Origin of the sequence: Bradyrhizobium sp. CCGUVB14, assembly GCF_024199935.1 — a bacterium.
Classification (GTDB): Bacteria; Pseudomonadota; Alphaproteobacteria; order Rhizobiales; family Xanthobacteraceae; genus Bradyrhizobium.
Window position 1 is genome coordinate 1,585,497 of sequence record NZ_JANADS010000001.1, and the last position, 14,601, is coordinate 1,600,097.

At 60.2% G+C, this 14,601-nt stretch carries 14 protein-coding genes; 6 read left to right on the top strand and 8 right to left on the bottom strand.

Translation table 11 applies throughout. The features are described from left to right. Positions 1-207 precede the first annotated feature (207 nt). From ltrA (NLM32_RS07495) to NLM32_RS07505, 3 genes are all read left to right on the top strand, one after another. On the top strand, positions 208-1,383 hold the full coding sequence (gene ltrA, locus NLM32_RS07495) for a group II intron reverse transcriptase/maturase (RefSeq protein WP_254128553.1): 1,176 nt from the start codon (positions 208-210) through the stop codon (positions 1,381-1,383). Positions 1,384-1,488: 105 nt separating this feature from the next. Then, complete coding sequence (locus tag NLM32_RS07500) at positions 1,489-3,090, top strand: IS66 family transposase (RefSeq protein WP_375143627.1); 1,602 nt, start codon at positions 1,489-1,491, stop codon at positions 3,088-3,090. Positions 3,091-3,245: 155 nt separating this feature from the next. After that, a complete protein-coding gene (locus NLM32_RS07505; protein ID WP_254128554.1) occupies positions 3,246-3,752 on the top strand; it encodes a S1/P1 nuclease in 507 nt (168 codons plus the stop codon). On the opposite strand, the gene NLM32_RS07510 is transcribed toward NLM32_RS07505, so the two are convergent. The 4 genes from NLM32_RS07510 to NLM32_RS07525 all read right to left on the bottom strand — a co-directional run bounded on the left by NLM32_RS07510 (position 3,739) and on the right by NLM32_RS07525 (position 8,170). Then, positions 3,739-5,340 (bottom strand): IS66 family transposase, encoded by a 1,602-nt coding sequence (locus tag NLM32_RS07510; protein WP_375143627.1) that lies wholly within the window; start codon positions 5,338-5,340, stop codon positions 3,739-3,741. The two genes, NLM32_RS07505 and NLM32_RS07510, sit on opposite strands and share 14 nt — an antisense overlap. Before the next feature lie 105 nt (positions 5,341-5,445). Then, positions 5,446-6,621 (bottom strand): group II intron reverse transcriptase/maturase, encoded by a 1,176-nt coding sequence (gene ltrA / locus NLM32_RS07515; RefSeq protein WP_254128553.1) that lies wholly within the window; start codon positions 6,619-6,621, stop codon positions 5,446-5,448. A 765-nt stretch (positions 6,622-7,386) separates the two neighbouring features. Next, positions 7,387-7,740, bottom strand: a complete 354-nt coding sequence (tnpB, locus tag NLM32_RS07520; protein WP_027584880.1) for an IS66 family insertion sequence element accessory protein TnpB — start codon at positions 7,738-7,740, stop codon at positions 7,387-7,389. Continuing rightward, positions 7,721-8,170: a transposase gene (locus NLM32_RS07525; RefSeq protein WP_254128555.1), complete on the bottom strand. Its 450-nt coding sequence runs from the start codon at positions 8,168-8,170 to the stop codon at positions 7,721-7,723. The genes tnpB and NLM32_RS07525 overlap by 20 nt, the downstream gene beginning before the upstream one ends. A gap of 182 nt (positions 8,171-8,352) precedes the next feature. Between NLM32_RS07525 and NLM32_RS07530 the strand changes: the two genes are divergently transcribed. Continuing rightward, positions 8,353-9,579: an ISL3 family transposase gene (locus NLM32_RS07530; protein ID WP_254127840.1), complete on the top strand. Its 1,227-nt coding sequence runs from the start codon at positions 8,353-8,355 to the stop codon at positions 9,577-9,579. Between the two features lie 455 nt (positions 9,580-10,034). Here the strand turns inward: NLM32_RS07530 and NLM32_RS07535 are convergent, their stop codons facing one another. From NLM32_RS07535 to NLM32_RS07545, 3 genes are all read right to left on the bottom strand, one after another. Next, positions 10,035-10,382 (bottom strand): transcriptional regulator, encoded by a 348-nt coding sequence (locus tag NLM32_RS07535; protein ID WP_254128556.1) that lies wholly within the window; start codon positions 10,380-10,382, stop codon positions 10,035-10,037. 117 nt (positions 10,383-10,499) lie between these two features. Beyond that, complete coding sequence (locus NLM32_RS07540; RefSeq protein ID WP_254128557.1) at positions 10,500-11,414, bottom strand: nucleotidyl transferase AbiEii/AbiGii toxin family protein; 915 nt, start codon at positions 11,412-11,414, stop codon at positions 10,500-10,502. Further along, positions 11,411-12,148, bottom strand: coding sequence for a type IV toxin-antitoxin system AbiEi family antitoxin domain-containing protein (locus tag NLM32_RS07545; RefSeq protein ID WP_254128558.1), 738 nt, complete (start codon positions 12,146-12,148; stop codon positions 11,411-11,413). The genes NLM32_RS07540 and NLM32_RS07545 overlap by 4 nt, the downstream gene beginning before the upstream one ends. Before the next feature lie 1,085 nt (positions 12,149-13,233). Here NLM32_RS07545 and NLM32_RS07550 point away from each other — a divergent pair. Continuing rightward, complete coding sequence (locus tag NLM32_RS07550) at positions 13,234-13,719, top strand: transposase DNA-binding-containing protein (protein ID WP_254128559.1); 486 nt, start codon at positions 13,234-13,236, stop codon at positions 13,717-13,719. 116 nt (positions 13,720-13,835) lie between these two features. On the opposite strand, the gene NLM32_RS07555 is transcribed toward NLM32_RS07550, so the two are convergent. Then, entirely contained in the window at positions 13,836-13,994 is a 159-nt protein-coding gene (locus NLM32_RS07555) for a hypothetical protein (protein ID WP_254128560.1), read from the bottom strand. 15 nt (positions 13,995-14,009) lie between these two features. On the opposite strand from NLM32_RS07555, the gene NLM32_RS07560 reads away from it, so the two are divergent. Then, positions 14,010-14,204 (top strand): hypothetical protein, encoded by a 195-nt coding sequence (locus tag NLM32_RS07560; RefSeq protein ID WP_254128561.1) that lies wholly within the window; start codon positions 14,010-14,012, stop codon positions 14,202-14,204. Positions 14,205-14,601 lie beyond the last annotated feature (397 nt).

Below are 14,601 nucleotides of genomic sequence, written 5' to 3' on the forward strand. Positions count from 1 at the left end.
GTAGCTGCGAAGTGGCGTAACGGCCGTGGAGCGAAGGGACCCTGCCATTTGTGAAGTCTCCAACGCAAGGAAGGCAAGGACGAAATGATAAAAGCGTCCATCGATTTGCAGGACCTGAGGCGGAGACTATACGTCAAGGCGAAGGCTGAACCGTCCTGGCGTTTCTGGGGCCTATATGTCCACGTCTGCAAGGTGGAGACGCTACGCATGGCGTATGAGATGGCTAGAGAAAATGACGGCGCTCCGGGAATAGACGGAGTGACCTTCGGAGCCATCGAAGCGCAAGGCGTAGATGCTCTGCTTGAGCAGCTACGGGACGAACTGATCGGGCATACCTATCGACCACTTCCGGCGCGGAGACAGGAAATACCGAAGGACGGGAACAAAGTTCGAGTCCTTTCGATTCCGGCGATCCGCGATCGGGTGGTCCAAGGTGCGCTCAAACTCATACTCGAACCTGTCTTCGAGGCGGACTTCCAATCGGGGTCGTTTGGATACCGGCCCAAGCGGGCAGCACATGACGCGATCAAGCGAGTAGCAAAGGCAATAACGCAACGGAAGACGCGGGTCCTCGATTTTGATTTGCGAGCGTATTTCGACAATATTCGGCATGACCGGTTGTTGACGAAAGTGGCGCAGCGGATCAACGACGCGGACATCATGCACCTTCTAAAGGTTATGCTGAAAACCTCTGGCAAGAAGGGCGTTCCGCAAGGCGGAGTGATTTCACCCTTGCTCAGTAATCTCTACCTCAACGAGGTGGACAAGATGCTGGAGCGGGCGCGGGACGTCACACGCATCGGCAAGTACACCGGTGTCGACTACGCGAGATTCGCAGACGATCTGGTGATCTTGATTGACGCCCACAAACGTCGTGACTGGCTGGTTGGTGCCGTTATCAAACGGCTACGGGAGGAATTTGTCAAACTTCAGGTAGAAGTCAACGATGAGAAGAGCCGTACAGTCGACCTGGAGCGAGGCGAGAGCTTTGGCTTTCTAGGTTTCGACTTCCGCTATCTCCGCAGTCGACGTGGAGTGATGCGGCCGCATATGACGCCTAAGCTCAAGAAGCGAACGGCGATTATGCGGGAGCTCAAGGAAGTATTTCGACGGCATCGGTCGCAGCCGATTGAGAGGATAATCAACCTGATCAATCCGAAGCTCCGTGGCTGGGTGAACTACTTTGCGGTTGGGCACTCCAGTGAGTGCTTCAGCTACATCAAAGAGTGGGTAGAGAAGAAGGTCAGGCGTCATCTGACGCGGGCGCAGAAACGGAAGGGCTTCGGCTGGAGGCGGTGGAGTACATCATGGCTGTACGGTACCCTAAAGCTGTTTAATGGCTATCAGGTGACATACAACATGACGAAAGCTGCCCCAGTGTGATGAGCCCATAAACCTTAGCGCGAAGCAAATGGGTGCGCGTAGTGCGGGAAATCTGCACGCTGCGTGCGACGAGGCGGGGGCTGGAAACGTGCTCGACCAAGAGATCTGGTCGAGTGGCGCGCCAGCCCTCGACCCTACCGCAAGCCCACGACGCACGAGCTGGAAGCCTTGATCGCGGCGCTGAAGGCCGAGAACGAGAAGCTCGCGCAGCGCGTGACGCACCTTGAGGAGCAGTTGCGGCTGGAGCGGCTGCATCGCTACGCGCCACGCAGCGAGAAGCTCAAGGATCGCATCTTCAACGAAGCCGAACAGGCTTCCGCCGAAGAAGGCGCGGAACAGGACGATCTCGAACCGGCGGTCGTGCCGGATACGGGGCGGCCGGAGGGTGAGACGCCCGCGCCGAAGAAGCGCGGCCGCAAGCCTCTGCCGGCGGATCTGCCGCGCCAGCGTATCGAACATGATCTGCCCGAGGACCGGAAGGCCTGCCCGTGCTGCCGGAATCGGATGCACCGGATGGGCGAGAACGTCACCGAACAACTGCATATCGAGGTGAAGGCGACAGTGCTGCAGCACGTGCGGTTCAAGTACGCGTGCCGTCACTGCGAGCGCACTGCGCTGAACACCCCGATCGTGATCGCACCGATGCCGGCGCAGCCATTGCCGGGCAGCGTCGCCACGGCTTCGACGCTGGCGCTCGTGCTGGCCAACAAATACGTCGACGGCACGCCGCTGTATCGTCTGGCGGACGCGCTGGCACGCGCCAACGTCAGCGTCGGCCGCGGCGCCCTGGCCAATTGGGTGATCCGGTCGAGCGAATTGCACCTGCAACGCGTGTATGATGCGCTGAAGCAAACGCTCCGGTCGCAGCCTCTGATCCATGGCGACGAGACGTGGGTCAAGGTCCTCAAGGAGGACGGGCGGGATGCGCAGACCAAATCGTACATGTGGGTCTACCGCAGTGGCCAGGACAGCGCCCAGCCAGTCGTGTTGTTCGATTACCAGCCCGGTCGCGGCCAGGAGCATCCACAGGCCTTCCTGGCCAGTTGGGGCGGCCTGTTGATGAGCGACGGCTATGACGCCTGGCGCACGCTCTCCGGTGTCACTCATCTTGGCTGCATGGCGCACGCGCGCAGGAAATTTACCGACGCGCTCAAGGCGATGAAGAAGCCCGGCGGCCTCTCGTTGCAGGCACTCAGGTTCTTCGAGGCATTGTATGAGGTCGAGAGGCTGGCGCGCCAGACGCCGCCCGACGGCAAAACGCGCGCCGAATACGCCTTGCGGCTGCGCCAGCAGCACAGCGTCCCGGTCCTGGCTGCGTTCAAAAATTGGCTCGACGATCAGGCGCCGAACGTGCTGCCCGAAAGCCTGACCGGCAAGGCCATCGCCTATGCCCGCAACCAATGGGATTATCTGGCCCGCTACGCCAATGATGGCCTTGCGCCGATCGACAACAATGTTCTCGAACGCGACATCAGACCCTTTGTGACCGGAAGAAAAAACTGGTTGTTCAGCGACACCGTCGCCGGCGCAAAGGCCAGCGCGGTGATCTACAGCCTGGTGCTGACATGCCGGGCCTGTGACGTTGAGCCCTACGCCTGGCTATGTCACGTGCTCGCTGAACTGCCGCAGCGTCCGCCCGACGCCGACATCGAAGACCTGTTGCCATTCAACTTTGCCAAGCACGCAGAGACCGTCAACCCTGGCTGATCGCCTTAAAGCCAACAGGGACACTCCACCAATCAAAATCCCCGCCCTGCGCAGACGAGGAGATGATGCTGCACCGTGCGTCAAAAAGCGCGCTTACGAATGAACCGATTTCCGGTGCATGCGGAGTCTCTCACGACCAGAAGCGGGAGAGGCTCATGGCAAGCAGGACGGCGATACCGGCGAACCCGGTTCGGCGCAACCGGCTGTTCGGCATGCATCAGATGGACCTGTTCGCAGGTGGCATCACGCACAGCGCCGTTGGGGTTCCAGAGTGGCGGGAGCTGCCGAAGGAGGCGCGGGATGCGCTGGGCGCTTTAAAGAATGAACTGCGTTGCACCGCCGGCGATCAACAGCTTCGAGCCCTCAAGTTCGCCGCTCACTTCGTCGGCGACATTCATCAGCCGTTTCACACGATCTGGGAAAGCAGCGGCGGCAACGGGATTGCCATTAAGGTGATCCAGTTCAAGGGCAAGACCTGCACGGCGGACCACTGCTCGACGCCTCCCGACAATCTTCACAAGATGTGGGACACGACGCTGATACGCACGATGGTAAGCGCGCTTTTTGACGCACGGTGCAGCATCATCTCCTCGTCTGCGCAGGGCGGGGATTTTGATTGGTGGAGTGTCCCTGTTGGCTTTAAGGCGATCAGCCAGGGTTGACGGTCTCTGCGTGCTTGGCAAAGTTGAATGGCAACAGGTCTTCGATGTCGGCGTCGGGCGGACGCTGCGGCAGTTCAGCGAGCACGTGACATAGCCAGGCGTAGGGCTCAACGTCACAGGCCCGGCATGTCAGCACCAGGCTGTAGATCACCGCGCTGGCCTTTGCGCCGGCGACGGTGTCGCTGAACAACCAGTTTTTTCTTCCGGTCACAAAGGGTCTGATGTCGCGTTCGAGAACATTGTTGTCGATCGGCGCAAGGCCATCATTGGCGTAGCGGGCCAGATAATCCCATTGGTTGCGGGCATAGGCGATGGCCTTGCCGGTCAGGCTTTCGGGCAGCACGTTCGGCGCCTGATCGTCGAGCCAATTTTTGAACGCAGCCAGGACCGGGACGCTGTGCTGCTGGCGCAGCCGCAAGGCGTATTCGGCGCGCGTTTTGCCGTCGGGCGGCGTCTGGCGCGCCAGCCTCTCGACCTCATACAATGCCTCGAAGAACCTGAGTGCCTGCAACGAGAGGCCGCCGGGCTTCTTCATCGCCTTGAGCGCGTCGGTAAATTTCCTGCGCGCGTGCGCCATGCAGCCAAGATGAGTGACACCGGAGAGCGTGCGCCAGGCGTCATAGCCGTCGCTCATCAACAGGCCGCCCCAACTGGCCAGGAAGGCCTGTGGATGCTCCTGGCCGCGACCGGGCTGGTAATCGAACAACACGACTGGCTGGGCGCTGTCCTGGCCACTGCGGTAGACCCACATGTACGATTTGGTCTGCGCATCCCGCCCGTCCTCCTTGAGGACCTTGACCCACGTCTCGTCGCCATGGATCAGAGGCTGCGACCGGAGCGTTTGCTTCAGCGCATCATACACGCGTTGCAGGTGCAATTCGCTCGACCGGATCACCCAATTGGCCAGGGCGCCGCGGCCGACGCTGACGTTGGCGCGTGCCAGCGCGTCCGCCAGACGATACAGCGGCGTGCCGTCGACGTATTTGTTGGCCAGCACGAGCGCCAGCGTCGAAGCCGTGGCGACGCTGCCCGGCAATGGCTGCGCCGGCATCGGTGCGATCACGATCGGGGTGTTCAGCGCAGTGCGCTCGCAGTGACGGCACGCGTACTTGAACCGCACGTGCTGCAGCACTGTCGCCTTCACCTCGATATGCAGTTGTTCGGTGACGTTCTCGCCCATCCGGTGCATCCGATTCCGGCAGCACGGGCAGGCCTTCCGGTCCTCGGGCAGATCATGTTCGATACGCTGGCGCGGCAGATCCGCCGGCAGAGGCTTGCGGCCGCGCTTCTTCGGCGCGGGCGTCTCACCCTCCGGCCGCCCCGTATCCGGCACGACCGCCGGTTCGAGATCGTCCTGTTCCGCGCCTTCTTCGGCGGAAGCCTGTTCGGCTTCGTTGAAGATGCGATCCTTGAGCTTCTCGCTGCGTGGCGCGTAGCGATGCAGCCGCTCCAGCCGCAACTGCTCCTCAAGGTGCGTCACGCGCTGCGCGAGCTTCTCGTTCTCGGCCTTCAGCGCCGCGATCAAGGCTTCCAGCTCGTGCGTCGTGGGCTTGCGGTAGGGTCGAGGGCTGGCGCGCCACTCGACCAGATCTCTTGGTCGAGCACGTTTCCAGCCCCCGCCTCGTCGCACGCAGCGTGCAGATTTCCCGCACTACGCGCACCCATTTGCTTCGCGCTAAGGTTTATGGGCTCATCACACTGGGGCAGCTTTCGTCATGTTGTATGTCACCTGATAGCCATTAAACAGCTTTAGGGTACCGTACAGCCATGATGTACTCCACCGCCTCCAGCCGAAGCCCTTCCGTTTCTGCGCCCGCGTCAGATGACGCCTGACCTTCTTCTCTACCCACTCTTTGATGTAGCTGAAGCACTCACTGGAGTGCCCAACCGCAAAGTAGTTCACCCAGCCACGGAGCTTCGGATTGATCAGGTTGATTATCCTCTCAATCGGCTGCGACCGATGCCGTCGAAATACTTCCTTGAGCTCCCGCATAATCGCCGTTCGCTTCTTGAGCTTAGGCGTCATATGCGGCCGCATCACTCCACGTCGACTGCGGAGATAGCGGAAGTCGAAACCTAGAAAGCCAAAGCTCTCGCCTCGCTCCAGGTCGACTGTACGGCTCTTCTCATCGTTGACTTCTACCTGAAGTTTGACAAATTCCTCCCGTAGCCGTTTGATAACGGCACCAACCAGCCAGTCACGACGTTTGTGGGCGTCAATCAAGATCACCAGATCGTCTGCGAATCTCGCGTAGTCGACACCGGTGTACTTGCCGATGCGTGTGACGTCCCGCGCCCGCTCCAGCATCTTGTCCACCTCGTTGAGGTAGAGATTACTGAGCAAGGGTGAAATCACTCCGCCTTGCGGAACGCCCTTCTTGCCAGAGGTTTTCAGCATAACCTTTAGAAGGTGCATGATGTCCGCGTCGTTGATCCGCTGCGCCACTTTCGTCAACAACCGGTCATGCCGAATATTGTCGAAATACGCTCGCAAATCAAAATCGAGGACCCGCGTCTTCCGTTGCGTTATTGCCTTTGCTACTCGCTTGATCGCGTCATGTGCTGCCCGCTTGGGCCGGTATCCAAACGACCCCGATTGGAAGTCCGCCTCGAAGACAGGTTCGAGTATGAGTTTGAGCGCACCTTGGACCACCCGATCGCGGATCGCCGGAATCGAAAGGACTCGAACTTTGTTCCCGTCCTTCGGTATTTCCTGTCTCCGCGCCGGAAGTGGTCGATAGGTATGCCCGATCAGTTCGTCCCGTAGCTGCTCAAGCAGAGCATCTACGCCTTGCGCTTCGATGGCTCCGAAGGTCACTCCGTCTATTCCCGGAGCGCCGTCATTTTCTCTAGCCATCTCATACGCCATGCGTAGCGTCTCCACCTTGCAGACGTGGACATATAGGCCCCAGAAACGCCAGGACGGTTCAGCCTTCGCCTTGACGTATAGTCTCCGCCTCAGGTCCTGCAAATCGATGGACGCTTTTATCATTTCGTCCTTGCCTTCCTTGCGTTGGAGACTTCACAAATGGCAGGGTCCCTTCGCTCCACGGCCGTTACGCCACTTCGCAGCTACATACGGACCCGGCCGCCACCCTCTCGTCTTCGACCACTTTCCCGGTGTTCGCCGGTTATATGGCCTATCTTGCTCCGACAATTTCTTGCCGGGACGAGGAGGGCTTCTCCAGTTGCTCGGCATGTCCTTGTCATCGTGCTGTCGCTTCCACCCCGCCGAGGTGCACAGCCGTGTCAGTCAGTTTTCGGCTGCCCATGTTGCCTTCGCCCGATGAATGGGGGCTCGGCCCTCGGTCTTCAATATTTCGAGGCCACAACGCGTTCTCTTTCGATACGGCCCGATGACTCGCGATCTCCCCGTCGGGAGACTTGTCGATAGGCTTCAAAAGGTTCGTTTCCTCCCCTCCTGCTATCCGTGCTACAGGGCACTGACTTTTACCCCGGTAGGACTAACTCCTACTGAACATGCCAGCCTTCGCTGGACGCACACTCATCGTAGTCTTGAATCGAAGTCATGCCGCCGCGTCAACCGGGCTCCCATGTCTTCGTCATGTCTTCGGCGGCGTCATCTGAGAACGGCCATGCCGAAGCCCGATGACGCCGCCCGCATCGAACACGCTCAGCCCACGCTCTGATATTGCCGCACCGGATGACGACGCATCGCCGCGATGTTGATGCCGTCAAGCAGCCAGTGCAGCTCCTCCATCGTCAGCGTCAGCACCGCCTCCTGACTTCGGGGCCAGTGGAATCTGTCGGCCTCCAGCCGCTTCAGCAGCATCCAAAATCCTGACCGATCATAAATCAGCAGCTTGATCCGGTCGCGGCGACGATTGCAGAACGCGAACACCGCGCGTTGGAACGGATCCAGCCCCATCGACTGCTCCACCACGATCGCCAGGCTGTTGATGCCCGCCCGGAAGTCAATCGGTTCGCGGTGAAGGTAGACCCGAAGATCAGACGCCAGTCGGAACATCGCAACGCCCCAGCGCTTCAATCACCGCCGACAGCAACTGCGCGTCGCCGCCTTCCAGCGAAAGCGTCACGCCGTTGGGCATCGATGCCGTCAGCCGCCCTGCACAGGATCGCTCCGTCGCGCAAACCGGAATAAAAGCTGGCGCAATCGGCGCCCGCGCCTCCGGCTGGTCATCCCCGTTCTGAAGTTGTCGCTTGGCCACCCACTTGCGCAGCAGGTTCGCGTTCACGCCGTGTTGCAACGCCAGCCCCGCCAGCGACACGCCAGGCTGCAGACAGGCCTCGACCAGTCGCTGTTTGCTGGCCGGATCATAGCGACGCCGGCCATTGCACAACACGCCGACCGTCTCAAGTCTCAAAGGTTGCCTCTTTTGAAAACCGAGTGGGTGCAGTGACGGCTTTGGCCGCTTGACGACGAGCGCCGCGTTCATCCCTATGTTCGACCGGATGAGAGACCATCCCTCCGTCCCGACCTGCCTTGCCCGGTGCAAGGGGGCGTTCGGCGGTCAAGGATGGCCGCAGGCCACCGCACCGCGGCGCGAAGCGTCCTTGAGGGCCGACCGCCCCCTTGCGATGCTGGGTGCAGGTGGGGCTCTGGGAGGCGTGTGGGACGGTGCAAAATCAGCTCTTCGAATCGGCGCTTGGGATTACCAAGCCGTGGTACGTTCGGGGCGTCGACTTCGACGCTGCCAAGAAGGTTCTGACGATCACTGTCGATTTCGTCGCCGGGACGCGATTTGCGGTCGCCGGTGTCGCGGGCGTCCACCCGGTTCATGACACCCAGATCAAGCGGCTGCGACATCTCAACTTCTTCCAGCACGAATGCTTCCTGGAGGTTCGGACGCCGCGGGTGAAGCTGCCCGATGGGAAGGTCGTCCTGGCCGAGCCCGCTTGGTTCGGCAAGCTCGCCGGCTTCACCCTGCTGTTCGAAGCGCTGGTGCTGGCCATGGCCCAGCAGATGACCTTTGCGGCCGTCGCCAAGCTGGTCGACGAATCCTGGCATCGGGTCCACGCGATCTGCTCGCGCTATGTCAATCTCGCCTTGGCCGAGGCGGACCTTTCGGCAGTGACCGCCGTGGCGATCGACGAGACGTCCTGCCGGCGCGGCCACAATTATCTGACCATCACCGCCGACACCGATGAGCGGAAGGTAGTGTTCGTCACCGAGGGCAAGGACGCCAAGACGGTGGCCGATTTCGCCGCCGATCTGGCCGCCCACAAAGGTACCGCCGAGCAGGTCCGTTTGGTCAGCATCGACATGTCGCCGGCCTTCATCAAGGGCGTCGCAGATCATCTGCCCAACGCCCGCATCACCTTCGACAAGTTCCATGTCGTCGCCCACGCTTCCACTGCCGTCGACAAGATGCGGCGCCTCGAACAGCGCACAGATCCAAGCCTCAAAGGGCTGCGCTGGACGTTGCTCAAGGACCGCGGCCGGCTGTCGGACGAAAGTCGCGCCGATCTCGACACCTTGATTGCTCAGGCCGCGACCAAACGCACGGCGCGTGCCTGGCTCTATCGCGAGCATCTGCGCGACATCCTCGATCGCAAGCAGATCAACGTCGTCTCCGCCATGCTCAAACAGTGGTGCACCAACGTCCTGCGCTCCAGGGTCGAGCCGATGAAGGAGGTCGCCAGAATGATCCGCAAGCACTTCGACGGCATCGTCGCCTGGACGCAAACCCGCCAGACCAACGGCTACATCGAAGCCCTCAACGGCCTATTCCAGGCGGCTAAACGCAAGGCCCGCGGCTATACCCGTTTCACAACGATGCGCACCGTCCTCTTCCTCATCGCCGGAAAACTCGACTTCACTCCGATCAACCCCCATGCCGCGTAGCCCACTCAAAGTTCAAAAGAGCCCAAAGGTTCTTCTGGAGTGATCATCGATGGTGTCCACCTCGCTCATGGTGGACACCTCATCCCATCCCCGCGCTCAACTGCATAGGTGCGTAGAAAGGAGCGCTTACGCACGATGGAGTACAATTGGCCGACTTTCGTCGATGATCTTGAGGCAGGCTGGCTGACCAGCGATGTCGCGAAGAATGACACGAAGGACAATCCGGTCATGTGGGCGGAGGATGCGCACAATGAAGCGATCGCCGGTAATATCTGGGTCGATGGTGATACACTGGACCAAGCTTACTATGATCGGGCCACACCACTCTTAACACAACAACTTGGCTTCGCCGGCTTACGGCTTGGCGCGGTACCTGAACGACGTCATCAGTTCCTCGCAGTGCCCTCCTATACATCTCACATGTGTACTGGTGACAGTAGCGATAGGCAGCGACGTCACGCCGCCATCATGTCGAACTCAACATGCACGCGGTCATAGGGAAATTCCACGCCCCCACTTTCCGTTCGCTCCAAAATCCCTGCGCCCAGTAGCAGCGTCACGTCGGAGTGAACCCCCTTAAAGTCACGGTCGACCCGACGCGCAACTTCTCGGATCGTCAACGGGCCGGCTCCGGTCATAACGCGCACGATCTCCATACGCTTGGGCGCCAGCACCCGCCAAAGGTTGCTGACGCTCTCGAATGAAATTCGATCGTCCCCAGCCTTACGCTGCCCGTGCGCAGTCGCCAGGATGCGGCGCGTCAGGTCGCTTTGTGTCTCGACGCCCAGGATAACCGTCCGCATGCTCTATCTCCGTTTATTCACGTCGCGCCAAAAATCCGCCAGCAGCTGCTCCAGCCCACGAAACGTATTTAGGTCTCGGACAATTTGACCGACCAAGCTATTGGTCAAGTCCAAAACTTATTCCAATAGTCGCGCGAGCACGTCTGACTGCTCGGCGAATTTTTGGGTATTGGCCTTCCGCAATCGCTCGAGGTTTTGCAGCTTCCACCGGACGCCCGGGAGTTGCTCCAGATGCGGGATGCCCAGCAGGTTCCATTCTGGCTCAGCAGCGACCAATGACAACAGGAACCGGCGCTCATCCGCCGTCAGCTCCTGCTGGAGTTCGTGCGCCATTCGCTCGCGCGCGGCCAGCAGCGCGCCGAGCTCGACGGGCTCGGCGGTCATGCCGATGAAATTGTGCTCAAACTCCTGGCGGATGTCGCGCAGGGACGGAAACAGCACCTCATGCACAGGCCGGTTATGGCTCGCGAGGTAAATGACGAAGGCACGGCGGATGGCGGCCGTGATCCCCTCGTGGGCGAAGAGCTGCATGACGTCGAACAGATCGCGGGGATGCTGGCGGTCCATCGCAGCGACGAGCTTGCCGCCATACACGTCCTCGAGCGAAACGACCGGGATTTCGAGATCCGCCTGCAGCGTGTCGCGCGCATTCTGCGTCAGCGACGCCACGCGCACCGCGTTGACGGTGCCGCGCATAACGAAATTGACCTCAATCTTGACCTCGATGGCACCCTGTCGCACCAACAGCTTGGTCTCGCCTGCATCTGTCGAAGCGGGCGCATGGGTTCGAAAGCCGCGCTTGGTCAGGCGTGCAACGGATTGGCGAATGGCTTCGTTGATGCGCTTGGGCGCCTCGTCGCGCGGCAGCGTGTGATCGGGAAAGACCAGGTCGAGATCGACCGAGAGCCGCGGCATGTCGCGAACGAAGAGGTTGATCGCTGTGCCGCCCTTGAGCGCGAAGGTGTCATCGACGAGCACCAGCGGCGCGACTCGCGTCAGCAATCGGGCGCTGTCGAGATAGGTCTGATTCATGGCTTGAGCACCAGAAGCCCGTCAGCCGAGCGCGACACCCATCGCCGATCGCTGCCCTTAGGCAACTGGGATGGATCGAGCTTACCCATCCACGGCAGGGAAAGCTCGTGTCCGAGCTGCAGGCAGAGGCGCACGGTCTTGACGCTGGCGCATCTCTTGAGCAGGTCGCCGAGCACGTCGGCGCGCAAGCTGTAGCTGCTCTCGACCAGTTCGCGCGCTTCTTGCAGCGGCTGACGAACGCCAACTTCGCTCAGAACCTCCAGTAGTGCGCGCTCCGGTGCCGAGACGAATGGTGCGCCTTTGCGGTTCTCGAAGGGCCGGACCTGCAGGAGCGCGTCGGGGCGCTCCTCGAACAGCCGCTTGCGGTGATACTCGGCTGGAAAGCGCTGGATGAACCACTCGGGGAGACGCCCCGCCTTCCAGCCATAGAGATGAAGGACGGGTTGCTGGGCCACGTAGTGGCGGATGCCGTGCCAGTCAAGCGCAGACTTGCCGCCGACATGCAGGCCTTCAAAGCTTCGCTGCAGCAACGCCAGGCTCGGATGCAATGCTGGCGGATCGTTGGGGCGGCAATAGACTCCACGCGCCAGCCGCTCCAACCAGCCCGCCCGGACATAATGGACGGCCAGATCCGCCGATATTCCAAGTGCGGCGAGGTCCTCGGAGATCAGCGGCGTCCCCGGTGCCAGATGGGAATAGAGCCGGTTTAGCTTATCTCTTTGAGTCGTAGCCATACTACGATATTAGGAACAATTCCAAAAATCGGCAAGTTTAGATTCGAGTCGTGGATCGTAGCTAAATTACGATAATCTATCCTTTTCTAAACGGTGAGCCTGCCTGGGGTGCGGAAAGGGAAGCAGACATCGTCAGGCGCTCGATCAGATAATTAGGCCAAGCCGTCCAAATGCGTGAGCGTCGAGATTAGGGGAGCACCTATCCAGAAATCCTCCCGCGAAGGGATTGAGCCGCCCTTGCGGTCGAGGATGACCTTCTTGCCGAAAAACTGGGACAGCTCGCCGCGGGCCATGCGATTGATTTGGCGGCGGCCACATCGAAAGCGTCGCAGGTAGCATCCTTGCCGTTGATGACGGCAGAAAAGCCGTTATGGCATTTTCTTACTGGTGTCGTCCTTCGCCACGCAAGTACGGCGGCCGCGTTGAGCAGCGGCGACCAAGCATCGTTGCGGCGATCTCATCGTCCTCCTCACGCCATGCGAGGGCTTCGGCGGCTTTGAGGAGGCGATCATCCGGCGACTGATCGACTTCGGCGCGTCTCAAGTTCTCTTCGCGAATAAATCTCCACGGATCGCCGCGATGCCGTCGCCATTCCGGCAATGGTCGAGCGAGCAAAGGATTTCGTCAACCTCCTCGGCTCGCTCCGCAACATAAGAATGTGACCTTTCGGCCTATAGGGCCTTCAGGAATACCATCAATGACGGGAGAGAGGGTTGCCGAGGCGGCGGCCTCAGGCTGCTGATATCGACCCTGGCCAACGCCTCTGCATTCATCTCCAGGTCGACTTCAGCATAGATCTGCGTGGTGTCCAATGACGCGTGCCCCGCCAAGCGTGGATCGTGTTGACGCCGACGCCGGCGCGCAGCAGGTGCACGGCCGTTATGTGCCGAACCGTATGTGGGCTCAGGCGCTTCGTCGCCAACGTCGGCACCGTTTCGTCCGCCATATCGGCATATTGGTAAGCGGCAAAGAGACCTTTCAATGACCCACAGTTGACCGCCGATTTAGACGGCGCTCCCGGGACAAATTCTTGAATCGGCAGAATCTGTCGTGATTCCTTATTGAGCACCTGATTCGGAGGCGCGGTGTGCCCGATCGGCTTGGTATTGAAGGAGCGCGCGAAGGCGCGTGCTCCGCGATCGAGGACCGGTATCAAGACGTTGGTTGAACGGGAAGTTGCGGGATGTGACTTTAAGGATGAGTCGCTTGACCGCCGGTTCGGCAAACTGCTCGCACAAATCGGGAGCGACATGGGTCAAAGCATCCTGCTGGCTTGTCAGGATTGGGCCAACACCAAGACCGCCTATCGCTTCTTGTCCAACGAGGCGGATATTCTTTGCGGTCATTTCGAGGCGACGCGCGGTCGCGTGACGACGACGGAGGGGCCGATCCTCGTGCTCCATGACACGACGGAATTCAGCTTCAAGCGCGACAGACCGGAACTGATTGGCTCTAGGGGCTTGACCAGCCTTGGAACACACGGAGGAGGTCCTACAGCGGTGCGTACACAGTGCGGCATCCTGATGCACTCGAGCCTCACCTGGACGACCGAGGGGCTCCATCTCGACTGACGGCAATCAAGTTCTGGACACGCAAGAAGTTCAAGGGGACGACGGCGCTGAAGCGAAAGATCAATCCGACACTTGTTCCGACCGAGCAGAAGGAGAGCATCCGCTGGCTGGAGAATTTACGGTAATCGACCGACCTTCTCGCGGTCCCTGGACGATGCGTTCATATCGGTGATCGCGAGAGCGACATCTATGAACTGTTTTTCCTCGCCGAGGAGGTTGGAACGCATTTCCTGGTGCGAACCTGTGTTGATCGGCTTGCCGGAGACGGCAATCATACAATTGCCGACGAAATGGACGAGGTTACGGTCAAAGGCCTACATCGGATCAAAGTCAAGGACGACAAAGGCGATCCGGATGAAGCGCTTCTCGAAATTCGTTTCCGCAAGCTTCGAATTCTGCCGCCGGTCGGCAAGCAGAAGAAATATCCCGCACTCACTCTAACCGTGATCCATGCTCAAGAGCGGGGAACGCCGAAGCGGCGATAGAAGATCGACTGGAAGCTCCTCACTGATCTCCCGATCCAATCGCGCAAGGACGCTATTGAGACACTCGGATGATACGCGTTGAGGTGGAAGATCGAAGTCATCTATAAGATCCTCAAATCGGGCTGCAAGGCGGAGGAGTCGAAATTGCGAACTGCTGAGCGTCTGCGGCGACCTGCCACTCCAGCTTGTATTTGGCTCGGCCACCAACGCGACGTCGATGGCGGAGCTGGTGCGGACATCAGATGGTCCAAGCCGAGACCCGTCCTCGATTCACGACGCGGCCGGAGGCACGCGAAGCGCTGTCGATAGGTGCCAGTAGGATATTCGCGGGCGGACAACGGATTGAACGGCCGGCCAGTCTCAGCCGCGAGCTGCTCACCGAGAGCCTTTGACACCC